Annotated in this window: 22 protein-coding genes; 16 read left to right on the forward strand and 6 right to left on the reverse strand. The window is 69.8% G+C overall.

The window, feature by feature from the left end:
• Positions 1-124: 124 nt before the first annotated feature.
• Both WU80_RS09185 and WU80_RS09190 read right to left on the reverse strand, forming a co-directional pair.
• Entirely contained in the window at positions 125-832 is a 708-nt protein-coding gene (locus WU80_RS09185) for a type 1 glutamine amidotransferase (RefSeq protein ID WP_055399850.1), read from the reverse strand.
• On the reverse strand, positions 825-2054 hold the full coding sequence (locus WU80_RS09190; RefSeq protein ID WP_055399852.1) for a Mur ligase family protein: 1230 nt from the start codon (positions 2052-2054) through the stop codon (positions 825-827). Before WU80_RS09190 ends, WU80_RS09185 begins: the two co-directional genes overlap by 8 nt.
• A gap of 248 nt (positions 2055-2302) precedes the next feature.
• Between WU80_RS09190 and WU80_RS09195 the strand changes: the two genes are divergently transcribed.
• The 3 genes from WU80_RS09195 to WU80_RS09205 are packed head-to-tail and all read left to right on the forward strand — an operon-like array spanning position 2303 to position 4354.
• On the forward strand, positions 2303-3295 hold the full coding sequence (locus WU80_RS09195) for a DEDDh family exonuclease (protein ID WP_055399854.1): 993 nt from the start codon (positions 2303-2305) through the stop codon (positions 3293-3295).
• Positions 3296-3338: 43 nt separating this feature from the next.
• Positions 3339-3788, forward strand: a complete 450-nt coding sequence (locus WU80_RS09200) for a hypothetical protein (protein ID WP_055399856.1) — start codon at positions 3339-3341, stop codon at positions 3786-3788.
• Positions 3788-4354, forward strand: coding sequence for a TetR/AcrR family transcriptional regulator (locus WU80_RS09205; RefSeq protein ID WP_055399858.1), 567 nt, complete (start codon positions 3788-3790; stop codon positions 4352-4354). The genes WU80_RS09200 and WU80_RS09205 overlap by 1 nt, the downstream gene beginning before the upstream one ends.
• Here WU80_RS09205 and leuA read toward each other — a convergent pair.
• A complete protein-coding gene (gene leuA, locus WU80_RS09210; RefSeq protein WP_055399859.1) occupies positions 4351-6150 on the reverse strand; it encodes a 2-isopropylmalate synthase in 1800 nt (599 codons plus the stop codon). The genes WU80_RS09205 and leuA overlap by 4 nt on opposite strands.
• A gap of 346 nt (positions 6151-6496) precedes the next feature.
• On the opposite strand from leuA, the gene WU80_RS09215 reads away from it, so the two are divergent.
• From WU80_RS09215 to WU80_RS09230, 4 genes are all read left to right on the forward strand, one after another.
• Positions 6497-7294: a C1 family peptidase gene (locus tag WU80_RS09215; protein WP_055399860.1), complete on the forward strand. Its 798-nt coding sequence runs from the start codon at positions 6497-6499 to the stop codon at positions 7292-7294.
• Between the two features lie 94 nt (positions 7295-7388).
• Complete coding sequence (locus WU80_RS09220) at positions 7389-8654, forward strand: aspartate kinase (RefSeq protein WP_055399861.1); 1266 nt, start codon at positions 7389-7391, stop codon at positions 8652-8654.
• Positions 8655-9689, forward strand: a complete 1035-nt coding sequence (locus tag WU80_RS09225) for an aspartate-semialdehyde dehydrogenase (RefSeq protein WP_055399864.1) — start codon at positions 8655-8657, stop codon at positions 9687-9689. It abuts the gene before it with no gap.
• Positions 9690-9697: 8 nt separating this feature from the next.
• Positions 9698-10858: a DUF4185 domain-containing protein gene (locus WU80_RS09230; protein WP_197281086.1), complete on the forward strand. Its 1161-nt coding sequence runs from the start codon at positions 9698-9700 to the stop codon at positions 10856-10858.
• A 24-nt stretch (positions 10859-10882) separates the two neighbouring features.
• On the opposite strand, the gene WU80_RS09235 is transcribed toward WU80_RS09230, so the two are convergent.
• A complete protein-coding gene (locus WU80_RS09235; protein ID WP_055399870.1) occupies positions 10883-12289 on the reverse strand; it encodes a hypothetical protein in 1407 nt (468 codons plus the stop codon).
• 254 nt (positions 12290-12543) lie between these two features.
• Here WU80_RS09235 and WU80_RS09240 point away from each other — a divergent pair, with 254 nt between their 5' ends.
• The 9 genes from WU80_RS09240 to egtE all read left to right on the forward strand — a co-directional run bounded on the left by WU80_RS09240 (position 12544) and on the right by egtE (position 21229).
• Entirely contained in the window at positions 12544-12921 is a 378-nt protein-coding gene (locus WU80_RS09240; protein ID WP_055399872.1) for a hypothetical protein, read from the forward strand.
• A gap of 156 nt (positions 12922-13077) precedes the next feature.
• Entirely contained in the window at positions 13078-13506 is a 429-nt protein-coding gene (locus tag WU80_RS09245; protein WP_055399874.1) for a hypothetical protein, read from the forward strand.
• A 50-nt stretch (positions 13507-13556) separates the two neighbouring features.
• On the forward strand, positions 13557-15005 hold the full coding sequence (locus tag WU80_RS09250; RefSeq protein ID WP_055399876.1) for a catalase: 1449 nt from the start codon (positions 13557-13559) through the stop codon (positions 15003-15005).
• Between the two features lie 39 nt (positions 15006-15044).
• Complete coding sequence (locus WU80_RS09255; protein ID WP_156349426.1) at positions 15045-15692, forward strand: sensor domain-containing protein; 648 nt, start codon at positions 15045-15047, stop codon at positions 15690-15692.
• A 168-nt stretch (positions 15693-15860) separates the two neighbouring features.
• Complete coding sequence (egtA, locus tag WU80_RS09260) at positions 15861-17135, forward strand: ergothioneine biosynthesis glutamate--cysteine ligase EgtA (protein WP_055399880.1); 1275 nt, start codon at positions 15861-15863, stop codon at positions 17133-17135.
• Positions 17132-18421 (forward strand): ergothioneine biosynthesis protein EgtB, encoded by a 1290-nt coding sequence (gene egtB / locus WU80_RS09265; protein ID WP_055399883.1) that lies wholly within the window; start codon positions 17132-17134, stop codon positions 18419-18421. Before egtA ends, egtB begins: the two co-directional genes overlap by 4 nt.
• Complete coding sequence (gene egtC, locus WU80_RS09270; RefSeq protein ID WP_055399885.1) at positions 18421-19122, forward strand: ergothioneine biosynthesis protein EgtC; 702 nt, start codon at positions 18421-18423, stop codon at positions 19120-19122. Before egtB ends, egtC begins: the two co-directional genes overlap by 1 nt.
• Complete coding sequence (gene egtD, locus WU80_RS09275) at positions 19119-20084, forward strand: L-histidine N(alpha)-methyltransferase (RefSeq protein WP_055399886.1); 966 nt, start codon at positions 19119-19121, stop codon at positions 20082-20084. The genes egtC and egtD overlap by 4 nt, the downstream gene beginning before the upstream one ends.
• Positions 20081-21229, forward strand: coding sequence for an ergothioneine biosynthesis PLP-dependent enzyme EgtE (gene egtE, locus WU80_RS09280; RefSeq protein ID WP_055399888.1), 1149 nt, complete (start codon positions 20081-20083; stop codon positions 21227-21229). The genes egtD and egtE overlap by 4 nt, the downstream gene beginning before the upstream one ends.
• A gap of 4 nt (positions 21230-21233) precedes the next feature.
• Here egtE and WU80_RS09285 read toward each other — a convergent pair whose 3' ends face one another.
• Together WU80_RS09285 and WU80_RS09290 are read right to left on the reverse strand one after the other, a co-directional pair.
• The gene (locus tag WU80_RS09285; RefSeq protein ID WP_055399890.1) at positions 21234-21914 is read right to left on the reverse strand and encodes a bifunctional 2-polyprenyl-6-hydroxyphenol methylase/3-demethylubiquinol 3-O-methyltransferase UbiG; all 681 of its coding nucleotides are present in this window, start codon (positions 21912-21914) and stop codon (positions 21234-21236) included.
• 4 nt (positions 21915-21918) lie between these two features.
• The gene (locus tag WU80_RS09290) at positions 21919-23400 is read right to left on the reverse strand and encodes a hypothetical protein (protein WP_055399892.1); all 1482 of its coding nucleotides are present in this window, start codon (positions 23398-23400) and stop codon (positions 21919-21921) included.
• Between the last annotated feature and the right edge of the window lie 69 nt (positions 23401-23469).

Raw genomic sequence — 23469 nt, forward strand, 5'->3', positions numbered from 1 at the left:
GCTGGGCGATGGCCCTAAAGGAATCCTTGGGGTGCCGCTCGCTGCTCGCCGACACATAAACCACGGCGACGCCTTACGGCGCGTCGTCACAACCGGTTATATGTCGCGACCCGCAGGGGGCGCCTCAGCGCGCCCCCAATCGCTCCCGGCGTAACAACTCCACCTCCGGCAGGTCCAGCGGCGCCAGGTCGCCCACCACCTTGCCCAGCAACAGGTCGGCCAGTTCGGGGTTGCGGGCCAGGCACGGCCCGTGCATATAGGTGGCGACGACGCTGCCCTGCACGGCGCCGTCGAAGCCGTCGCCCGCCCGGTTGCCCGCGCCCTTGGTCACCGCGCCCAGCGGCGCCGCCGCGGGACCGAGAACGGTGCCGCCCCGGTGGTTCTCGAAACCGGTGAGCCGTTGGGTCAGCCCGGGCAGCAGCGGCTTGGTGATCAGCTCGCCGATGGTGCGGGCATCCTGCGGCGAGGTGGTGGCGTCGAGCATGCCGACGCCGTCGACCCGTTCGCCCGCCGACGTCTCATACCACTGGCCGAGCACCTGGACGGCCGCGCAGATCGCCAGCACGGGCGCCCCCCGCTCCGCGGCGCGCTGCAGCCCCGGATGTTTGATCAGGTGCCGGGTGGCCAACCGCTGCGCGTAATCCTCCGCCCCGCCCAGGGTGTAGAGATCCAGCGAATCCGGCACCGGGTCGGCCAGCGTGATCTCGACGATCTCGGCGGGGATGCCCCGCAACAGCAGCCGCTGGCGCAGCACCAGCGCGTTGCCGCCGTCGCCGTAGGTGCCCATCACGTCGGGCAGCACCAGCCCGATCCGCACGGTCGAGTCAGCCATGGCGCGCCAACGCCCGTTGCAGCTGCAGGAAGGCGGTGTAGTTGGCGACGACCTCGACCCGCCCCGGCGGGCAGGACGCGATGGCCGCCACGGTGTCGTGCACCAACGTGTGCTCGACCCCCGCGTACCCGAGGCGCACCGCCAGGTCGGTGCCGCGTTCGCCCGCCGCGACGACCGCTGTCTCTTCGAAGTGCTCGAAGCGCACGTCCCACAGCCAGGACAGGTCCTCGCCGTCGGGCACCTGCCCGTTGACCGAGATCACCACCCCGGCCGCCTGCTTGTCGACCATCGACAGCGCCTCCTGCCAACCGGCCGGGTTCTTGGCGAGCAGGATTCGCGCCTCGTGCGCGCCCACCCGGACGGTCCGGTACCGGCCGGCGACCTCGTCGACGCCCGAAACGGCGGCCACCGCCTTCGCCGGGTCGGCGCCGAGCGCGACGGCGGCGGCGACGGCCTGGACGGCGTTGCCGCGATTCACCGCCCCCGGCAGCGCCAACCGCATCGGCAGGGCCAGCCCGTCGGGCCCGTACAGCGTTTCGTCGTCGAACCACCACTGCGGGCTGGGCCGCTTGAAGTCGGCGCCGGTCGAGTACCAGTGGCCCTGGTCGCGGACGATGACCTCGCCGCTGCGCGGGCAGCTGACCGAGTCGTTCGCCCAGGAGCCGCCGGCGGCCACCCACACCACGTTGGGACTGTCGTAGGCCGCCGACGTCATCAGCACGTCGTCGCAGTTGGCGACCACGACCGTCCCGGGGTGCCGGGCCAGCCCCGCCCGCAGCGTGCGCTCGATGACGTTGATCTCGCCGACGCGGTCGAGCTGGTCGCGGGACAGGTTGAGCAGGATGATGACAGCCGGCTCGACGGCGTCCGAAACGTGCGGCACGTGCATCTCGTCGACTTCCAGGGCCGCCAGTGGCGCCGCGCGGTTGGCCGCCAGCGCCGCCACCAGCCCGGCGTCCATGTTCGCGCCCTCGGCGTTGGTGGCCACCGCGCCCAGCGTGCCCAGGGCGGCGGCGGTCATCCGGGTGGTGGTCGACTTGCCGTTGGTGCCGGTGACGACGACGGTGCGGCGTCCGGCCGCGAGCTGACGCAGCACCGAGCGGTCCAGGGTCATCGCGATCAGGCCACCGATCATGGCCCCGGCCCCGCGACCGGTCACCCGCGAGGCCCAGCGCGCGCTCGCTCCCGCGGCGAGGGCAAGGCGTGCACGGGTGGTAACCACCCGGGCAGTTTAAGGGCGATCGCGAGCGCGGTGCAGAGCGCCGGGCGCTGCGGGTCGCCCTCATTGGCTAAGGGCGATCGCGAGCGCGGTGCAGAGCGCCGGGCGCTGCGGGTCGCCCTCATCGGCTAAGGGCGATCGCGAGCGCGGTGCAGAGCGCCGGGCGCTGCGGGTCGCCCTGATCGAATTCAGCGACCGACACGGCGGCGCAGCGACCAGGCGATGTCGGTCGGACGTGCCATCCTCAATTCATGAACCGGGTGTCCTGGGGGCGGCCGGCCAGCGAGCCGGACGGGGGCTGGGCTGTCATCGACGTCGAGACGTCCGGCTTCCGGCCGGGCCAGGCGCGGGTCATCAGCCTGGCGGTGCTCGGTCTCGACGCCGACGGCCGCGTCGAACAATCCGTGGTCAGCCTGCTCAACCCCGGCGTGGACCCGGGTCCCACACACGTGCACGGGCTCACCGCCGCATTGCTGGAGGACCAGCCGCAGTTCGCCGACCTCGTCGACGACGTGATCAAGGTGCTGGACGGCCGCACGCTGGTGGCGCACAACGTCGCCTTCGACTACGCGTTCCTGGCCGCCGAAGCCGAGCTCGCCGAGGCCGAACTTCCCATCGAATCCGTCATGTGCACGGTCGAGCTGGCCCGGCGGTTGGACCTCGGCATCGACAATCTGCGGTTGGAGACGCTCGCGGCGCACTGGGGCGTGACCCAGGAACGGCCGCATGACGCCTTCGACGACGCGATGGTGCTGACGGGTGTGCTCGCCTCGGCGCTCGAGCGGGCGCGCGAACGCGACATCTGGCTGCCGGTGCACCCGGTGACCCGCCGCCGGTGGCCCAACGGCCGAGTCACCCACGACGAGCTGCGCCCGTTGAAGGTGCTCGCCTCGCGGATGCCCTGCCCGTATCTGAACCCCGGGTTGTATGTGTGCGGCAGGCCCCTGGTCCAGGGCATGCGGGTGGCCCTCGCGGCCGAGGTCGGCCGCACCCACGAAGAACTCGTCGAGCGCATCCTGCATGCCGGGCTGGCCTACACCGACGCCGTCGACAGCGAGACGTCGCTGGTGGTGTGCAACGATCCGGCGCCGGATCAGGGCAAGGGCTACCTGGCCCGCCAGCTCGGGGTGCCGGTGATCTCCGACGCGCAGTTCATGGACTCGATCCGCGTCGTCCTCGGTGGCACCAGCATGGAGGAGTTCACCGACACCGCCGAGGTTCACCAGCAGCTCGCGCTGTTCTGAGGAATCCCTTGTACCACTACGCCTGTAGTGCTACCGTTGCGACATGAGTACCACTACAGATGTAGTACATAGGCGTTCGTGGTGGGCGTCCTTCCGCCGGCACGGCTACTTCTTCCGACCCGCGGCCATGCTGACCATCTCGCTTGGGTGCGCCCTGCATCTCTACCGGGTGATCTTCGGCGACGCACTCACCCTGCAGCACGCCGCGACGCTGACCAACGACCGGATCCTGCTGGTGCCCATGACGTACGCCGGCATCACCGGCATCCTGGTATGGCGGCGCGTCAAATTTTCCGGCAATCGGCACCGGGCGCTGTTCACCGCATCGGTGGTCTACATCGCCGGCAGCGTGCCGCTGCACATCTATCTCGACTACGTGATCAAAGACCTGAAGTTCGTGACCTGGTTTCCGATGTGGTTCAGCTATCTGCTGCTGATCGTCGTCTATCCGGCGTTCCTGACCATGTTCTGGCGACTGCGCTTGCAAGACTGATGCCGCCCAACCCGGAGCGCCGCGCGCAGTTGCTCGACGCTGCGATCGACATCCTGGCCGACGTGGGCGTCGGCGGGCTGACGCATCGCCAGGTCGACGACCGCGCCGGCCTGCCCGCCGGGACGACCTCGAACTACTTCCGGACGCGCCAGTCCCTGCTGGAAGCCACGGCCGCCCGCACCGTCGAGTTGCACTGGCGGCGCGTCGAAGCCCTGCGGGCCGCGATCGGATCGCTCACCCGCGATGGCGTCAAAGCGCTGATGACGCAACTGCTTTCGGTGCCCGACGAGCAGTTCCGCCGGTTCACGCTGGCCCGGTTCGAGCTGTTCATGGAGGGCACCCGCCGGCCCGAGTTGCGGCCGTTGCTGAAGGACCTCCAGGTAGCCGCGGTGCAGAGTGCCACGCTGATCTTCGAGGCGGCGGGCTATACGCCCGAGCCCGAGCAGATGGAGGAGCTGAGCCGCCTGCTCAACGGCTACGTGTTCAGCAACCTGACCATCGGGGGCGCACCCGGCGACCCCGCCGGCCTGGTGGACCGGCTGCTGGGGACGTACTTCGACGGCTAGACCCGCGACGCCCGGTTGACCGCCGACACGACGGCGCGCAGCGACGCGGTCGTGATCGACGGCGCGATGCCGACGCCCCAGACGGTGCGGCCGTTCACCGACGCCTCCACGTACGCCGCGGCCTGCGCGTCGTCACCGGCGCTCATCGCGTGCTCGGAGTAGTCCAGGACCGCGACGTTGAACCCGACACTGTCCAGCGCGTGGACGAACGCGGCCAGGGGGCCGTTGCCGGCGCCGCTGATCTCGGTTTCCTTGCCGTTGACCTTCACGGTCGCCGAGATCGTGGTGGTGCCGCTGTCCTCCTCCGACGCCTCGACCCGCTGTTTCATCCGTTCCAGCGGCCACACCGGGGCCAGGTACTCCTCGTAGAACGCGTCCCACATCTCCTTGGGCGAGACCTCGCCGCCCTCGCCCTCGGTGATCTTCTGGATCGCCTGGGAGAACTCGATCTGCAGCCGCCGGGGCAGGGCCAGGCCGTGGTCGGACTTCATGATGTAGGCCACGCCGCCCTTGCCGGACTGCGAGTTGACCCGGATCACCGCCTCGTAGGTGCGCCCGACGTCCTTGGGGTCGATCGGCAGGTACGGCACCTGCCACAGCATGTCCTCGACGTCGGAGTCCGCGGCGTCCGCGTCGATCTTCATCTGGTCCAGGCCCTTGTTGATGGCGTCCTGATGGCTGCCGGAGAACGCGGTGTAGACCAGGTCGCCGCCGTAGGGGTGACGCTCGTGCACCGGCAACTGGTTGCAGTACTCCACCGTGCGACGAATCTCGTCGATGTTGGAGAAGTCGATCTGCGGGTCCACGCCGCGGGAGAACAGGTTGAGCCCCAACGTCACCAGGCACACGTTGCCGGTGCGCTCGCCGTTGCCGAACAGGCAACCCTCGATGCGGTCGGCGCCGGCGGCGAAGCCCAATTCGGCTGCGGCGACGGCGGTTCCGCGGTCGTTGTGCGGATGCAGGCTCAGGATGACCGACTCTCGGTTAGCCAGGTTGCGGCTCATCCACTCGATCGAGTCGGCGTACACGTTGGGGGTGGCCATCTCCACCGTGGCGGGCAGGTTGAAGATGATCGGATTGTCGGGCGTCGGGGCGATGATCTCGCCGACGGCGTCACACACCTGCCTGGCGTATTCCAGCTCCGTTCCGGTGTAGGACTCCGGCGAATACTCGAAACGCCATTGGGTGCCAGGGTATTTGGCGGCCTCCTCGACGCACTTGCGGGCGCCGTCGGTGGCGATGGCCTGCACCGCGGCCCGGTCGGCGCGAAACACCACGCGGCGCTGCAGGATTGACGTCGAGTTGTAGAAGTGCACGATGGCGCGCGGCGCGCCCTCGCACGCGGTGAAGGTGCGCTCGATGAGCTCGGGGCGGCATTGCGTCAGCACCTGGATGGTGACGTCGTCGGGAATGGCGCCCTCGGTGATGATCTCGCGGACGAAGTCGAAGTCGGTTTGACTGGCCGACGGGAACCCGACCTCGATCTCCTTGTAACCCATCCGGACCAGCAGATCGAACATGCGGCGCTTGCGGGTGGGGCTCATCGGGTCGATCAGCGCCTGGTTGCCGTCGCGCAGGTCGACCGCGCACCACAGCGGGGCGCGGTCGATGACCCGCTCGGGCCAGGTGCGGTCGGGCAGGCGGATGGCTTCGACTTCCTCGGTGAAGGACCGGTACCGGTTGACCGGCATCGCCGAACCGCGCTGCGGATTCCACGCGGGCTGGCCGGGCCCCGGCGGGCCCGCGGGTTTGACGATCGATCGGGTCGAGGTGAAGGAGTCGGGATTGGAAGTCACGGTATTTGCTCCGGGGGTGTCAGAAGGAACCTCAGACCGGCGCATCGCGAACACCCGCGACGGGAGGCCGGTCTGGATCAGACCCCGTCGCGGCGTCCGAGGAGGAGCACCCGCTGCACGAGGAGCACTCTACCGCGATTGGCGCGTCGATCGAAATCTGCTGGCTGCGACGGCGGCGGCCGCCGGGCTCCGGCCGCCCCCGGGTGGCCGGCGAGCCGCCGAAATCGAGTACCGCACTACTCACGCCAACCCGCGTTCTCCGGCCCTACGGTCGGGGAAGTCACACAAACAGGAGGGTGTCATGACGGCTTTACGAGAGTCCCCACGCGTCAAAGACGTTGAGGCAATGCTTGATTGGAGTCACGTTCGCGGTTACGGCTGGCGGCCGCAGCTTCCGGACGTGCGCGACCGGGTCTACACGGCGAGGCTGCGGACGCCGGCGCCCGCCGAAGCCGACCTGCGGCCGTCGATGCCACCGGTCTACGACCAGGGGCAGCTCGGCTCCTGCACCGGCAACGCGATTGCCGCCGCGATGGAGTACGAGCGGGACCGGCAGGGTCTGCCGGACTTCGTGCCGTCGCGACTGTTCATCTACTACAACGAACGCGCCCTCGAAGGCACCGTGTCCAGCGACTCGGGTGCGGTCATCAGGGACGGCATCAAAACGGTCAACTCCGACGGGGTCTGCCAGGAGACGCTGTGGCCCTATGACCTCGGCATGTTCACGGTCAAGCCGCCGAAGCGTTGCTATGTGGCGGCGCTCACGGACAAGGCGATGCAATACGAGTCGATCCAGACGCTGGGCGACCTGAAGGACGCGATCTCCTCGGCAATACCCGTGGTATTCGGCTTCACCGTCTACGAGAGCTTCGAGTCACAGGCCGTCGCGCACACGGGCGTCATGCCCATGCCCAAACCGGGTGAGTCGACCGTCGGCGGTCACGCGGTGCTCGCGGTCGGTTATTCGGATCCCAAGGGGCACTTGATCGTTCGCAACTCGTGGGGAGATTCGTGGGGTGACCACGGCTACTTCTACATGCCGTACGCGTACCTGACCGGGGCCAAGTCGGCGTCCGACAGCGCGCCCATCAACGGGGCCCATCTGGCCAGCGACTTCTGGGCGATCCAGCTGGTGTCGTCGTAGCGGCCGGCCGGTAGCCCGGCGACGGCGACCGGACCCGAGCGCGCGGACCCACGTATTCTGTTTGCGACCTATCTCCGCGAACGGAAAGAGAAACGTGGCGCTCGTCGTACAAAAATACGGCGGATCCTCGGTGGCCGACGCCGACCGGATCCGCCGTGTCGCCGAGCGGATCGTCGCGACCAAGAAGCAGGGCAACGACGTCGTCGTGGTGGTCTCCGCGATGGGCGACACCACCGACGACCTGATGGACCTGGCCCAGCAGGTCTGCCCGGCCCCACCGCCGCGCGAACTCGACATGCTGCTGACCGCGGGCGAGCGCATCTCCAACGCGCTGGTGGCCATGGCCATCGAATCGCTGGGCGCGCAGGCGCGCTCGTTCACCGGTTCCCAGGCCGGCGTCATCACCACCGGCACCCACGGCAACGCCAAGATCATCGAGGTCACGCCCGGGCGCCTGCAGGACGCGCTCGACGAGGGGCGCATCGTGCTGGTCGCCGGATTCCAGGGCGTCAGCCAGGACACCCGCGACGTCACCACGCTGGGCCGGGGTGGTTCGGACACCACGGCCGTGGCGCTGGCCGCCGCGCTGCACGCCGACGTCTGCGAGATCTACACCGACGTGGACGGCATCTTCACCGCGGACCCGCGGATCGTGCACAACGCGCGCCGGTTGGACAAGGTGACCTTCGAGGAGATGCTCGAAATGGCGGCCTGCGGCGCGAAGGTGCTGATGCTGCGCTGCGTGGAATACGCCCGCCGGTACAACATTCCGGTGCACGTCCGCTCGTCCTACTCAGACAAGCCCGGCACCGTCGTCGTCGGATCGATCAAGGACATAGCCATGGAAGACCCAATCCTGACCGGAGTCGCGCACGACCGCAGCGAGGCCAAGGTGACCGTCGTCGGCATCCCCGACATCCCGGGGTACGCCGCCCGGGTGTTCCGGGCCGTCGCCGACGCCGACGTCAACATCGACATGGTGCTGCAGAACGTCTCCAAGATCGAGGACGGCAAGACCGACATCACCTTCACCTGCTCGCGCGACAGCGGGCCCACGGCGGTGGCCAAGCTGGACGCGCTCTCCGACGAGATCGGGTTCACCCAGCTGCTCTACGACGACCACATCGGCAAGGTGTCGCTGATCGGCGCGGGCATGCGCAGCCACCCCGGCGTCACCGCGACCTTCTGTGAGGCCCTGGCCGCCGTCGGCGTCAACATCGAGCTGATCTCCACCTCCGAGATCCGCATCTCGGTGCTGTGCCGGGACACCGAACTAGATAAGGCCGTCGTGGCGTTGCACGAGGCGTTCGGGCTCGGCGGTGACGAGAAGGCGACGGTGTATGCGGGAACGGGCAGGTAAATGGTTGCGATCGGAGTGGTAGGCGCCACCGGCCAGGTCGGCCAGGTGATGCGCAGGTTGCTCGACGAGCGGGACTTCCCCGCCACGTCGGTGCGGTTCTTCGCGTCGGCCCGTTCACAGGGCCGCAAGCTGGAGTTCCGCGGGCAGGAGATCGAGGTCGAGGACGCCGCGACGGCGGACCCCGCGGGCCTGGACATCGCGCTGTTCTCGGCCGGCAAGACGATGTCGCTGGTGCAGGCGCCGCGGTTCGCCGCGGCCGGGGTGACGGTGATCGACAATTCGTCGGCCTGGCGCAAGGACCCCGAGGTGCCGCTGGTGGTGTCCGAGGTGAACTTCGAGAGGGACGCCCACCACCGACCCAAGGGCATCATCGCCAACCCGAACTGCACCACGATGGCCGCGATGCCGGTGCTCAAGGTGCTGCACGACGAGGCCGAGCTGGTGCGCATGGTGGTCTCGAGCTACCAGGCGGTGTCCGGCAGCGGGCTGGCCGGGGTGGAGGAGCTGGCGACGCAGGCGCGCGCGGTCATCGACGACGCCGAGCAGCTGGTGCACGACGGCTCCGCGGCCGAGTTCCCGGCGCCCAAGACCTATGTCGCGCCCATCGCGTTCAACGTGGTGCCGTTGGCCGGCTCGCTGGTGGACGACGGCTCCGGGGAGACCGACGAGGACCAGAAGCTGCGGCACGAGAGCCGCAAGATCCTCGGCATCCCCGACCTGGCGGTGAGCGGCACCTGCGTCCGGGTGCCGGTGTTCACCGGACACTCGCTGTCGATCAACGCCGAATTCGCCCGGCCGCTGTCGCCGGAGCGCGCGCGAGCGCTGCTCGACGGCGCGCCCGGCGTCAAGGTGGTCGACGTGCCGACCCCGCTGGCGGCCGCGGGCGTCGACGACTCCCTGGTGGGCCGCATCCGGCGCGACCCGGGTGTGCCCCACGGGCGCGGCCTGGCCTTATTCGTGTCGGGAGACAACCTGCGCAAGGGGGCGGCGCTGAACACCATCCAGATCGCCGAGCTGCTGGCCGCCCAGCTGTGAATCGGCGGGTGGGCTCATCGAGCTCAGCCCACACCCGACTGGTCGCGCGGTGCTCGCTCGCACTGACTCTGCTTGCGCCGCAATGGTTTTGGGTGGCGCACGCCGACCCGCCGGCGCCGGCCCCCGAGCCTATCGTGCAGCCGCTGGCGCCCGGGCAGGTGCTGCGGATCGGCCCCACCGCCGGCACCGGCACCCCCACCGGGGACTACGGCATCGGCGCGACCGACCTGTGTGAGTTCGTCGAGTTTCCCACCGAGCTGCTGCAGGTCTGCGGGGACAGCTTCGCCGGGCAGGGGGTGGGGTTCGGCGGCTGGTATGCGCCGGTCGCGCTGCATGTGGACACCGCGTCCGTCGACGACCCGGCCGGGGTCCGCTACACCGGCGTGACCGGGATCGGCAACCCGTTGCTGGCCGATCCCACCCCGGCAGGCTCCTCGCAACTGCCCGCCGGGGTGGTGCAGATCAACCGGCGCAACTACGTGATGGTGACGACGACGAGGAACCTCGAGCCGCAGAGCTCTCGGCTGGTGACGGCCGAGCCCGCGCGGGCGGGGTGGCAGACCGTCGCCGGGTCGCGGCGACCGGCCTCGTATCAGGGCGGCTCGCAGACGCAGATCAGTGGCTACTACGACCCGATCCCCACCCCGGACTCGCCCACCGGGTGGGTGTACATCGTGGCCGACAGCTTCACCCGCAGGGAGCCGGTCGTGCTGTATCGGGTGCCCCCGCAATCGTTTACCGACCGGTCCCGCTGGCAGGGCTGGGCGGCCGGACCGGGCGGCGGCTGGGGTAAGCCCCCGACCCCGTTGTGGGCAGACGCGGTGGGCGAGCTGTGCGTGCGGCAGATCGACGGCAAGGCGGTGTTGTCCTATTTCAACGCCGTCACCGGCAACATGGAGGTCCGCGTCGCCGACGACCCGACGGCGCTGGGTGACGCCCCGGTGACCACGGTGGTGCAGCACGACGAGTGGCCCGAGCCGGCCGAGAGCCTGCCGCCGCCCTACGACAACCGGCTTGCGCAGCCGTACGGCGGGTACATCTCGCCCGGTTCCACCCTTGACGAGCTACGGCTCTTCGTCAGCCAGTGGGACACCCGCGCTCGGGTGGCCGCGCCGTACCGGGTCATCCAATTCGCGGTCAACCCGTTCAAACCGGAGTCAGCCGGCTGAATCGCGGGCCGCGTGCCGCCCGCGTCAGAGGACGATCTCCTTCGGCGGCGCCTCCGGCCGGTCGGTGGGCGGGGGCTCGGTGGGAACCGGCCCGGCCGTCTGTCCGCCGGGCGCGGCGCCTTCGGCGAGGGACGCTTGCCGTTGGGCTTCCTCGGCGGCCTTCGCTTCCTCGGCGGCCTTCGCTTCCTCGGCGGCCTTCGCTTCCTCGGCGGCCTTCGCTTCCTCTTGGGCCTTGGCTTCCTCCTCGGCCTTCGCTTCGTCTTCCTTCTTCTTCTCCTCGTCCACCGGGGTGGTGTCCGAGGCGAGCGTCGCCGGGGCCGCGCCCCCCTGCCCGAGGCCCTGGAAGCTTTGCGCGGCGCCCTGCACGCCCTGCATCACACCCTGCATCCCCTGGCCGAGGCCCTGCAGGCCTCCCGCGACCTGACCAAGCTGCGGGGTGTTCAGACCGGGCGTCGGATTCGGCTTCGGGTCGGGCTTGGGTTCTGGCTTGGGTTCGGGCTTGGGTCCTTCACCGGGGGCGTGGATCACCGTGGCCTTGGGGGGAGGCGGGGGATTCACCGGCGCCAGGGGCAAGTTCGCGTATTTCACGTAATAACTCAGCGCGGATTCCGATTGCGCCTGAAGTTTCTCGTACCAGTCGATGGCCGACGGCAAGTAGGCCTGGTTGTTCTGCGAGTAATACGCATACCAGTAATCGCAGAGGGCGACCTCATAGGACGTGGGATGCGCGCCCTCCAACGCGTACTGGTCCTGATAACCGGTCTTGCCGGCGGCCTTCTTGTGCACGTCGACGACCCGGTTGGCCTGCTTGGCGAGGTCCCCGCACAGCGCCGCCATCGTTATCACGTATTCCCGCTGTTTCTGGAAGTTCTGCTCGACGCTGTCCCTGGCCTCACCCTCCCAGCTGTTGAACAGCCGGAATCGATTGGTCTGCTCCAGAAAGGCCCGCTGGAACGTAATCCATTCCTGCGCGAACCCCCTGAAGGCGGTGCCCTGGTCGCCGGATTCGATCTCCGCCGCCGCCTGCCGCACCTCGTAGTAGGGGAGCTCGATCGTCGACGCCGCCGGCAACGGCGGCGGCGCGGTCCACGGCTCTTCGTCCGCGACCACCGCCGCGGGGGCCACCGACGACGCGGATGAACCGCTGTTCATGGTGCTTGCAATGGCCTCCGCGGACTCCGTCTCGACCTGCTCGTAGGCCTTGGCCGCGTTCCGCAGGGATTTGGCGAGCGCCTTCCACTCCCGTTCGCACCCTTTGAGGTACATCCGCACATTGTCGGCGTTGAGCGCGAGGCGTGCGGCCGCGTCGGTGACGAACGTCAGGCCACACGGCCCCGGTGGGTTGGTGGACGGGACGGGCGGCAGCGGTTGCTCGATCTCGGCGGCGCGCGCGAGGAGCTCCTGATACTCGACGTTCAGCGTCTGCGTCATAGCCGCTCGTACTCCTTGTGCCGCGGGCGGTGCGGTGGCGCCGGTCACCACCAGAGCAATCCTAAGCCCGCGAGTGGGGCCTGGTATGCGCTTATTTGCGCGGGCCGCGCGGCGCGAAACCCGCAGGAATGCGCAGCGGGGCAGGCGATGTCGGCGGCCGGCGCGGCCCGCCGTTTCAGACGGGGCCGGGCTCACAGCTGCTACATAACCAATGCATAGCCCGAACTATTGTTAACGCCTTCATCATTTGTCTCATGAGTGAAACAGCTGAAACCCCCACCGTGCGGTCGTCCACCGCAACCGCACCGGCCGCCGCGGAAGCCGTGGCGGCATACCGCGCCCCGCGGGTCTTCCAACTCGCCGCGTGGGTCGCCATCGTCGCCGGGATCGTGTTCATCGTCGCGGTCGTCTTCTTCACCGGCTTCATCCTCGGCCACCGCGGCGGACACCACGGCCATCACCATCACAAGCACCACGCCGCGTGGATGCACCAGCACCGCATGGGCGGCCCGGGCGGCCCGGGCGGCATCCAGCAGGGCGGACCCGGTGCGCAGCAGGGCGGACCCGCTTCGGCGACTCCCGGCGCGCCCGGCCCCAGCCAGATTCCGTCGTCGGTCGCCCCCTCCCGGTAGTCCAATCCCCGTCGATCAATCAGCAGCCCGGTGCTCACCAGAGCACCGGGCTGCGTGTCGCTTCGTCGCCGGCGACTAACCGGCGGGTATCGATTCACAGCAAGTTTGTCGGCGCAACCTGTTAGGCCCGACGCGGCGCTGGGCAATATTCAAGGCATGAGCCAGACACCCGAGCCGACGACCCCCTCGACGCCCGCCGCCGCAACCGCGGCCCCGCCGCCGCCCCCGGAGCGGGTGCGGCCGCCGCGGCTCTACACGGCGGCGGCCTGGGTGATCATCGTCGCCGGCGTCGTCTTCATCATCTCCACGGTGTTCTTCGCGGGCGCCTTCGTTTACGGGTATTACCACCACTGCCACCATCACCACGGCCAGATGTTCCGGCCGGGTGGCAGCCCCGGGCCGGGCAACGGCCAATGGGGTCCCGGACCCACCCCGGCCAGCCCGTGGGGTGGCGGCCCCGGGTTGATCGTGCCCATGCCGCCCGGCGGTCCGGGCGGCCCCGGCGGACCGGTCAGCGGCCCGGGCGTCAGCGGCCCCGGCGGGCCGTCGATGAGCCCGCCCGCCGCGCCGGCACCGCGTCCCTGACCGACCGCTTCGGATAACCGACGCAGCCCACCAAACGAGGAGACAGCGAAATGACGGAACGCTTCACCACCAACGACGCGGGCATCGCCGCCCCCAGTGACGACCAGTCGTTGACGATCGGTCCCGACGGCCCGATCCTGCTGCAGGACCATTACCTGATCGAGCAGATGGCCCAGTTCAACCGGGAGCGCATCCCGGAGCGTCAGCCGCACGCAAAGGGCGGCGGCGCCTTCGGCACCTTCGAGGTCACCAACGACGTCAGCAAATACACCAGGGCCGCGGTGTTCCAGCCCGGCACCAAGACGGACATGCTGGCGCGGTTCTCCACCGTCGCCGGCGAGCGGGGCAGCCCGGATACGTGGCGCGATCCCCGCGGCTTCGCGCTGAAGTTCTACACCAGCGAAGGCAACTTCGACATGGTCGGCAACAACACACCGGTCTTCTTCATGCGGGACCCGCTGAAGTTCCAGCACTTCATCCGGTCCCAGAAGCGTCTGCAGGCCAGCAACGTCCGCGACCACAACATGCAGTGGGACTTCTGGACGCTCTCGCCGGAGTCGGCCCACCAGGTGACCTGGCTGATGGGCGACCGGGGGATCCCCAAGACGTGGCGCCACATGAACGGCTACAGCAGCCACACCTACAGCTGGATCAACGCCGCCGGCGAGATCTTCTGGGTGAAGTACCACTTCATCACCGACCAGGGGATCGACTTCCTGCCCCAGGAGGACGCCGACAGGCTGGCCGGCGAGGACGGCGACTACCACCAGCGCGACCTCTACGAGGCGATCGAGGGCGGCCAGCACCCCAGCTGGACGCTCAAGATGCAGATCATGCCGTACGACGAGGCCCGCAATTACCGGTTCAACCCGTTCGACCTGACCAAGGTGTGGCCGCACGGCGACTACCCGCTGATCGACGTCGGCAAGATGACGCTGAACCGCAACGTGACCGACTACCACACCGAGATCGAGCAGGCCGCTTTCGAGCCGAACAACACGGTGCCCGGCACCGGGCTGAGCCCGGACAAGATGCTGCAGGCCCGCGGGTTCTCCTACTCCGACGCGCACCGCGCCCGGCTGGGGACCAACTACCGGCAGATCCCGGTGAACACGCCGAAGGTCGAGGTGAACAGCTACTCGAAGGACGGCGCGATGCGCATGCAGAACGTCTCCGACCCCGTGTACGCGCCCAATTCCTACGGTGGCCCGCACGCCGACCCGGCACGCGCCGCGGAGGTGCGCTGGCACGCGGACGGCGACATGGTCCGCGCCGCGTACACGCTGCACGCCGAGGACGACGACTGGGGGCAGGCCGGCACCATGGTCCGCGACGTCCTGGACGACGCCGCGCGGGACCGGTTGGCGCACAACATCATTGGACACGTCTCCAAGGGTGTGAAGGAGCCGGTGCTGTCGCGGGTGTTCGAGTACTGGCGCAACGTCGACCCCGATCTGGGCAAGAAGGTGGAAGAGGGCGTGCGGGCAGAAGGGGGCTGACCACGCCCCGGCGTTCCTGGCATGATCGCTGGAATGACCATGTGGGTCCGCGCGGCCGCGATCGCCATCGCTCTCGCCATCGACGCCGCGGCCGCCCTGCCCGTCGCGGCCGCCCACCCGTCGGAACCCGGGGTGGTGAACTACGCGGTGCTGGGCAAGGGCTCGGTCGGCAACATCGTCGGCGGCCCGATGGGCTGGGAATCGGTGTTCACCCAACCCGTGCAAGGCGATTGGGTGGACGTGCCGGTGTGCAACAACTGGGCCGACATCGGGCTGCCCGAGGTGTACAACGACCCGGACCTGGCGTCCTTCAACGGCGCGGTCACCCAGACGTCGGCCACCGACCAGACCCACCTCGTCAAGCAGGCGGTGGGCGTGTTCGCCACCGGCGACGCCGCCGGTCGCGCGTTCCACCGCGTGGTGGACCGGACGGTGGGCTGCTCGGGCCAGACCACCGCGGTGCATCTGGACAACGGCGTCACCCAGGTGTGGTCGTTCGACGGCGGGCCGCCGGGTGCCGCCGACGCCAACTGGACCAAGCAGGAGGCCGGCACCGATCGGCGGTGTTTCAATCAAACCAGGCTGCGCGAAAACGTGTTGTTGCAGGCCAAGGTCTGCCAATCTGGCAACGCCGGACCGGCGGTCAACGTGCTGGCCGGGGCGATGCAGAATGCGCTGGGTCAATGAATCGGGTTTCGGGGCCCGTTCTCAGCACGCTTGAAAGTCGGCACGAACGGGAATATGTCGGGGCCATCTGCTAGATGAAGTAGTGGCGGTTATCGTCCCTTTAGCTCCCCGCGAGGAGGCGGTCCGCCGGCGCGTGTTCAGGCTGTTCGGGCCCGAAGGGATCGTGATATGACGTTCGCCGCTATCACTACCGCGGGCTCCGAGCTGTACAGCGCGGCCATGGCCGATTCCAAGGCCGCCGCGCGCTACATCGCCGACGCCTGCCTCGTGGACGCGCCCCTGGGCCGCGTCGGCCTGGAGGTGGAGGCCCATTGCCACGACCCGGCCGACCCGCACCGCAGGCCCGGCTGGGAGGAGATCGCCGAGGTACTCGGCGTGCTGCCGGCGCTGCCGGGCGGCAGTCGGGTCACGGTGGAACCCGGCGGCGCGGTGGAGCTGTCCGGCCCGCCGGCCGACGGGGTGCTTGCCGCGATCGACGCGATGCGGCGCGACCAGGCCGTGCTGCGGTCGGCGTTCGCCGACGCCGGGCTGGGTCTGGTTTTCCTCGGGGCGGACCCGCTGCGGGCACCGCAGCGCATCAACCCGGGCGCGCGCTACCGCGCCATGGAGCAGTTCTTCGCGTCCAGCCGCTCGGGCGAGGCGGGCGCGGCGATGATGACGTCGACCGCATCCATCCAGGTCAACCTGGACGCCGGGCCGCGGGCCGGCTGGGCGGACCGGGTGCGGCTGGCGCACGCCCTCGGGCCGACCATGATCGCGCTGGCCGCGAACTCCCCGATGCTGTGCGGGGACTTCACCGGGTGGGCGTCCACTCGCCAGCGGGTGTGGGGTCAGATGGACTCGGCGCGGTGCGGGCCCATCCTGGGCGCCAGCGGCGACGACCCGGGCACCGACTGGGCGCGCTACGCGCTCAAGGCCCCGGTCATGCTGGTGCACGCCCCGGACGCCGTGCCGGTCATGGAATGGGTGCCGTTCGCCGACTGGGTGGACGGGCGTGTGCTGCTCGGCGACCGCCGTCCGACCGTCGCCGACCTGGAATACCATCTGACCACGTTGTTTCCGCCCGTACGCCCGAGGCAGTGGCTGGAGATCCGCTACCTCGACAGCCTGCCGGACGAACTCTGGCCGGCCGTGGTGTTCACGCTGGTGGCCCTGCTCGACGACCCCGAAGCCGCCGCCGCCGCGACCGAGGCGGTCCAGACGGTGGCCACCGCGTGGGACACCGCGGCCCGGCTGGGTCTGCGGGACCGTCGACTGCACACCGCGGCGACCAAGTGCGTGGCCGTCGCCGCCCGGCTGGCCCCACCCGAACTCGGCGATTCGATGCAGCGTCTGCTCGACGCCGTCGAACGGGGCCGATGTCCGGGTGATGACTTCTCCGACAACGTGATTCGGCACGGCATCGCGGCTACCGTGGCGCGACTGGCGCAAGGGGAGCTGTGACGTCCGCGCAAAGGCTTGCCGACGATTTGGCGCGGGCGCGGGCGCGAACACTGCGCCTGGTCGCTTTCGACGACGACGAACTGTACCGGCAGTACGACCCGCTGATGAGCCCGCTGGTGTGGGATCTCGCGCACATCGGGCAGCAGGAGGAGTTCTGGCTGCTGCGCGCCGGTGACCCGGGCCGGTCCGGCATGTTGCCACCGGCCGTCGAGGGCCTCTACGACGCCTTCGTGCATTCCCGCGCGAGCCGGGTCGAGTTGCCGTTGCTGTCCCCCGACCGCGCGCGGGCGTACTGCCGCACCGTGCGGTCGGCGGTGCTCGATGCCCTCGACGCGTTGCCCGAGGAAAGCGACGACTTCGCGTTCGGGTTGGTGGTCAGCCACGAGAACCAGCACGACGAGACCATGCTGCAGGCGCTGAACCTGCGCAGCGGCGCCCCGCTGCTGCAGGAGGGCGCGGCGCTGCCGGCCGGCCGGCCCGGCCTGGCCGGGACCTCGGTGCTGGTGCCCGCCGGGCCGTTCGTGCTGGGCGTGGACGCCGCGAGCGAACCGTATTCGCTGGACAACGAGCGTCCCGCCCACGTCGTCGAGTTGCCGGCGTTCCGGATCGGCCGGGTGCCGGTCACCAACGGCGAGTGGCGGCACTTCATGGACGACGGCGGGTACCTCCAGCCGCGGTGGTGGTCCGAGCGCGGCTGGGAGCATCGCCAGCGCGCGGGCCTGACCGCGCCGCAGTTCTGGAGCGCCGACGGGCGGACCCGCACCCGGTTCGGCCACGTCGAAGACGTCCCCGCCGACGAGCCGGTGCAGCACGTCACCTACTTCGAGGCGCAGGCCTACGCGGCCTGGGCCGGCGCCCGGCTGCCCACCGAGATGGAGTGGGAGAAGGCCTGTGCCTGGGACCCCGCCACCGGCACCCGGCGCCGCTACCCGTGGGGTTCCGAGCCGCCGTCGGATGCCCTCGCGAACCTGGGCGGCACGTCGTTGCGTCCCGCGCCCGTCGGGGCCTATCCGGCCGGTGCGTCGGCGTACGGGGCGGAGCAGATGCTCGGCGACGTGTGGGAGTGGACCAGCTCGCCGCTGCGGCCGTGGCCGGGTTTCGTCCCGATGATTTACGAGCGGTATTCGCAGCCGTTCTTCGACGGCGACTACCGGGTGCTGCGCGGTGGCTCGTGGGCCGTGGAGTCCGCCATCCTGCGGCCCAGCTTCCGGAACTGGGATCACCCGATCCGGCGTCAGATCTTCTCCGGCGTCCGATTGGCTTGGGACGTCGAGGATTTCGCCTGATGTGCCGTCACCTCGGCTGGCTCGGGGCCGACGTCAGCGTCTCCTCGCTGGTGCTGGACCCGCCGTACGGGCTGCGGGTGCAGTCGTATGCCCCGCGCCACCAGAAGCACTGCCTGCTCAACGCCGACGGTTGGGGTGTCGGATTCTTCGACGGCGGCACCCCACGCCGCTGGCGCAGCCAGGCGCCGTTGTGGGGCGACGTGTCGTTCGACTCCATCGCGCCGGCCCTGCGCAGCCATTGCGTGGTGGCAGCGGTGCGCTCGGCGACCGTCGGCATGCCCATCGAAGTCAGCGCGACGGCCCCGTTCACCGACGGCCAGTGGTTGCTGTCGCACAACGGAATCGTCGACCGTGCGGTGCTGCCGGTCGCCGCGCGGGCCGAATCGGTCTGCGACAGTGCTATTCTCGCGGCCGTCATCTTCGAGCGCGGCCTCGACGCGCTCGGTGAAACCATTACCGAGATCGCGGCGGCCGACCCGAACGCCCGGCTGAACATCCTGGCCGGCAACGGCTCTCGCCTGCTGGCGACGGCCTGGGGTGACACGTTGTCGCTCCTGCGCCGCCCGGACGGTGTCGTGCTGGCCAGCGAACCCTATGACAACGACTCCGATTGGGAGGATGTGCCGGATCGCCACCTCGTCGAAGTCACCGCGGCGGGTGTCACACTGACCCCGCTGGAACACCCGGAAGGTTCTCGATGACGCTGACACTGTCCAACCACCTGGCCGCCGACTCCGCGTACCAGGCCTTGCGCCGGGACGTGTTCGAGGGGCTGCAACAGACGCCGAAGTCGTTGCCGCCCAAGTGGTTCTACGACTCGCTGGGCAGTCATCTGTTCGACCAGATCACCCGGTTGCCCGAGTACTACCCGACCCGCGCCGAGGCCGAGATCCTGCGCGCGCGCTCGGCCGAGGTCGCGGCGGCCAGCGGGGCCGACACCCTGGTGGAGCTGGGCAGCGGGACGTCGGAGAAGACCCGGCTGTTGCTCGACGCGCTGCGCGAGCGCGGGGCGCTGCGCCGCTTCGTCCCGTTCGACGTCGATGCCGGCATCTTGTCGACGGCCGCGGCGGCCATCCAGCGCGAGTACGACGGCGTCGAAATCAACGCCGTCTGCGGCGATTTCGAGGAACACCTGACCGAGATCCCGACCGGCGGGCGGCGCCTGTTCGTGTTCCTGGGGTCGACGATCGGCAACCTGACGCCCGGTCCGCGGGCCGAGTTCCTGGCCAGCCTGGCGGCCCAGATGCGGCCGGGGGACAGCCTGCTGCTGGGCACGGACCTGGTCAAGGACACCGGCCGGCTGGTGCGCGCCTATGACGACTCGGCCGGGGTGACGGCGGCGTTCAACCGCAACGTGCTGGCCGTGATCAACCGGCAACTCGACGCCGATTTCGACGTCGAGGCTTATCAGCACGTGGCGCGCTGGAACGCCGGGGAGGAACGCATCGAAATGTGGTTGCGCGCCAGCCGGGACCAGCGGGTCCGCGTCGACGCGCTCGACCTGACCGTCGATTTCGCGGCCGGGGAGGAGATGCTCACCGAGGTGTCGTGCAAGTTCCGCCCGGACGGGGTGAGCGCCGAACTGGCCGGCGCCGGACTGCGGCGCACCCGGTGGTGGACGGACGCCGCGGGCGATTTCGGGTTGTCGTTGGCCGTGAAGTGACGGCCGACGGGTCGCTGGCGCAGCGATGGCGGGCGGCCCGCCTGCCCGTGGCCGGACTGCACCTGGACAGCGCGGCCTGTTCGCGGCAGAGCCTCGCGGTGATCGCGGCCGCCGACCAGCACGCGCGCAACGAGTCGGAGGTCGGCGGGTACGTCGCGGCGGAGGCGGCCGTGCCCGCGCTCGACGCCGGGCGGGTCGCGTTCGCCGCGCTGGCCGGCATGCCCGACGCCGAGGTGGTGTTCACCACGGGCTCGCTGAACGCGTTGGACCTGCTGCTCGGCGCCTGGCCGACGGATCGCCGCCGGGTCGCGTGCCTGCCCGGCGAATACGGCCCGAACCTGGCGCTGTTTGCCGCCCACGGATTCGACCGTCAGCTGTTGCCGACGCTCGACGACGGCCGCGTCGCGCTCGACGACGCGGCGCTGGCGCTTGCGGACGAACCGCCCGATCTGGTCCACCTGACCGCGGTCGGCAGCCACAGCGGTGTGGTGCAACCGTTGTCGATGATCGCCCGGCTGTGCCGCGAACTGGGGCTGCCGCTCGTCGTCGACGCCGCCCAGGCGCTGGGCCAGGTGGACTGCGCGGTCGGCGCCGACGCGACCTACGCGTCGTCGCGCAAGTGGATCGCCGGGCCGCGCGGCGTCGGGGCGCTGGCGGTGCGCCGGGAACTGATGGAAACCCTGCGGCCCAGGCTGGCGGCGCCGGATTGGCTCGCGGGATCGTCCACGGTGGCCCAGCAACTCGAGTTCGGCGAAGCCAATATCGCCGCGCGCGTGGGCTTTTCACTGGCTTTGGGGGAGCATCTGGCGTACGGCCCGCAGGCCGTGCGGACGCGGCTGGCCGAGGTGGGCGCTGCCAGCCGCAGGGCGCTGGCCGACGTGGCCGGCTGGGCGGTGGTCGAAGAGGTCGACGAGCCGAGCGCCATCACTACGCTGGCCCCGGTCGACGGCGCCGATCCGCAGGCGGTGCGCGCGTGGCTGCTCGCCGAGCGGCGGATTCTCACCACCTTCGTCGGCGTGCAGCGGGCGCCCCTGGAACTGGCCGGGCCGGTGCTGCGGATCTCGCCGCACGTCGACGCCAGGGCCGACGATCTGCAGACCTTCGCCGAGGCGCTGATCGCGGCGACGGCGGCGACGTCCGCCTGAGAGATCAGTCCGCTTTGTGCGCGGTCAGCAGGTAGGCGGGCATCTTGATTCGGCCCTTCTCGTCGCGTTCGTGCGGCGGGAATTCGAAAGGCGCGTTGGGGATTTCGACGACGTTCGACAGGATGTGGGCCGGCCGGATCTCGTCGACCTCCCAATGCTTGCTCACCGCGGCGCGAAGTTCGTCTTCGTCGACCTCGTTGGGCTTCGGCTCCATCTCGGCGGGAAAGGCGCCCTTGGCGAACACCAGCACGAACAGGCCGGCCCCCGGCGCGGCCGCGCGGTGGATGGAGCTCAGGTAGCCGTCGCGGCCCTCGACCGGCAGCGAGTGGAACAGCGTGGAATCGACGATCGTGGAGAACCGGCCGTCATAACCACTGAACGAAGTGATGTCGGCCTGGACGAAGCTGGCCGTGGTCAGGCCGCGCTCCCGGGCGGCCTCGGTGGCCGCCGCGACGGCCGTCGGCGTGAGGTCGACGCCCACCACCGTGTAACCCTGCGCGGCCAGCGCCAACGACAGCTCGGCGACCCCGCAGCCCGCGTCCAGGACGTCGCTGCGGAATTTCCCGGCGGCGGCCAGCGCGGCCAGTTCGGGTTGCGGCTCACCGATGTTCCACGGCGGCGGGCCCTCGAAGTGCGCCTGCTCGCGGTATGCGCTGTCCCAGTCCATGACCTGATCGCCCGTCATGGTTTCAACCTACCCGCGACTCCCAGGTGTGCACCGGCTCGTTGGCGTGCATGTGCTCGCAGTAGCGGCGCAGCATCTCGGCCAAGGCGGCGGGGCGGGTCATCCCGCCGGCTTCGAGCGCGCGCACGGTCGACACCTGCCAGCTGGCGCCGTTGCGGCCCGTTCGGGCGCGGCCCTCGACGACACCGAGGAAGCGGTCGCGCACTTGCGCGTCCATGCCCCAGCGGCGCAGTCCCTCGTCGGCGATCGGCAGCAGCGTGTCCAGCACCAGCGTGGTCGCCGCAACCTCGCCTAGGCCCGGCCAATGCAGCCGGGCATCGATGCCGTTGCGCGCCGCGGCGAGGAAATTCGCTTGCGCCGCAGCGAAATCCATGCCGTGCCACACGGGGTTGTCCTCCTCGGACAGGACGCGCAGCACGCCGTAGAAGAAGGCCGCATTTGCCACCATGTCCACGACGGTCGGGCCGGCCGGCAACACCCGATTCTCCAGCCGCAGGTGCGGGCGCCCCTCGACCACGTCGTAGACCGGCCGGTTCCACCGGTACACGGTGCCGCTGTGCAACCGCATTTCGGACAGCCGCGGCGCCCGCCCGGCGGAAAGCTCGGCGGCCGGGTCCTCGTCGGACACCTCGGGCAGCAGGGGCGGGAAGTAGCGGATGTTCTCCTGGTAGAGGTCCAGGACCGAGGTGATCCACCGTTCGCCGAACCACACCCGCGGCCGCACGCCCCGCGACTTGAGCCGCTCGGGCCGGGTGTCGGTGGACTGGGTGAACAGCTCGATGCGGGTCTCGGCCCACAGCTGATGGCCGAAGAAGTACGGCGAGTTGGCCCCCAGCGCCAGCTGCGGGCCGGCCAGCACCTGGGCCGCGTTCCAGTTGGCGGCGAACCTTTCCGGGGCCAGTTGCAGGTGCAATTGGATACTGGTGCAAGCGGATTCGGGCGCGATGGACACGGCGTGCCAACTCAGCGGCTCGGGGCCGGAGATGTCGATCGGAATGTCTTCGCCGCGGGCGGTGAAGATCGATTCGTTGAGCGCCGCGTACCGTCTCGAGTCGCTCATCCAGCCGGTGGCCAGGTGTTCGGGCATCAGGGTGGGCAGGATCCCGATCATCACGATGTGCGCCCCGCCCGTGCCGGCCTTGATCTCGGCGTCGTTGAGGCTGGCCCGCACCTCGCCTTCCAGATCGAGCGCGGTGTGACCGGGCAGGGCGTGGGGCGGCACATTGAATTCGATGTTGTAGGCACCCAATTCCGGTTGGAAGGCCGGGTCTCCGATGGCGTTCAGCACGTCGCGGTTGGACATCGCCGGCTGGTAGTCGGCGTCGACGAGGTTGCACTCGATCTCCATGCCGGTGAGCGGCTGTTCGGAGTCGAAGTGGGACCGCGCCAGCATCGTTTCCAGGACGTCCAGGCAAAGCTCGAGCTTGCGCTGGTATTCCCGCCGTTGCGCGCTGTCGTACGTGGTGCGCTTGACCTCTTCGCCCACACCGCCGATGGAACAGGGTTGCCCGCGGTAACGCAAGCAGCGCGGCCGCTTGTCGAGTGGGGCAGACCG

It is taken from the genome of Mycobacterium sp. UM_11, assembly GCF_001414075.1.
Classification (GTDB): Bacteria; Actinomycetota; Actinomycetes; order Mycobacteriales; family Mycobacteriaceae; genus Mycobacterium.

Excerpts from the sequence above, each read along its gene's own strand:
- WU80_RS09185 (WP_055399850.1), bottom strand. The coding sequence starts at position 832 with ATGGCTGACTCGACCGTGCGGATCGGGCTGGTGCTGCCCGACGTGATG.
- WU80_RS09195 (WP_055399854.1), top strand. The coding sequence starts at position 2,303 with ATGAACCGGGTGTCCTGGGGGCGGCCGGCCAGCGAGCCGGACGGGGGC.
- WU80_RS09200 (WP_055399856.1), top strand. The coding sequence starts at position 3,339 with ATGAGTACCACTACAGATGTAGTACATAGGCGTTCGTGGTGGGCGTCC.
- WU80_RS09205 (WP_055399858.1), top strand. The coding sequence starts at position 3,788 with ATGCCGCCCAACCCGGAGCGCCGCGCGCAGTTGCTCGACGCTGCGATC.
- WU80_RS09215 (WP_055399860.1), top strand. The coding sequence starts at position 6,497 with ATGCTTGATTGGAGTCACGTTCGCGGTTACGGCTGGCGGCCGCAGCTT.
- WU80_RS09225 (WP_055399864.1), top strand. The coding sequence starts at position 8,655 with ATGGTTGCGATCGGAGTGGTAGGCGCCACCGGCCAGGTCGGCCAGGTG.
- WU80_RS09235 (WP_055399870.1), bottom strand. The coding sequence starts at position 12,289 with ATGACGCAGACGCTGAACGTCGAGTATCAGGAGCTCCTCGCGCGCGCC.
- WU80_RS09240 (WP_055399872.1), top strand. The coding sequence starts at position 12,544 with ATGAGTGAAACAGCTGAAACCCCCACCGTGCGGTCGTCCACCGCAACC.
- WU80_RS09245 (WP_055399874.1), top strand. The coding sequence starts at position 13,078 with ATGAGCCAGACACCCGAGCCGACGACCCCCTCGACGCCCGCCGCCGCA.
- WU80_RS09250 (WP_055399876.1), top strand. The coding sequence starts at position 13,557 with ATGACGGAACGCTTCACCACCAACGACGCGGGCATCGCCGCCCCCAGT.
- WU80_RS09255 (WP_156349426.1), top strand. The coding sequence starts at position 15,045 with ATGTGGGTCCGCGCGGCCGCGATCGCCATCGCTCTCGCCATCGACGCC.
- egtA (WP_055399880.1), top strand. The coding sequence starts at position 15,861 with ATGACGTTCGCCGCTATCACTACCGCGGGCTCCGAGCTGTACAGCGCG.
- egtC (WP_055399885.1), top strand. The coding sequence starts at position 18,421 with ATGTGCCGTCACCTCGGCTGGCTCGGGGCCGACGTCAGCGTCTCCTCG.
- egtD (WP_055399886.1), top strand. The coding sequence starts at position 19,119 with ATGACGCTGACACTGTCCAACCACCTGGCCGCCGACTCCGCGTACCAG.
- WU80_RS09285 (WP_055399890.1), bottom strand. The coding sequence starts at position 21,914 with ATGACGGGCGATCAGGTCATGGACTGGGACAGCGCATACCGCGAGCAG.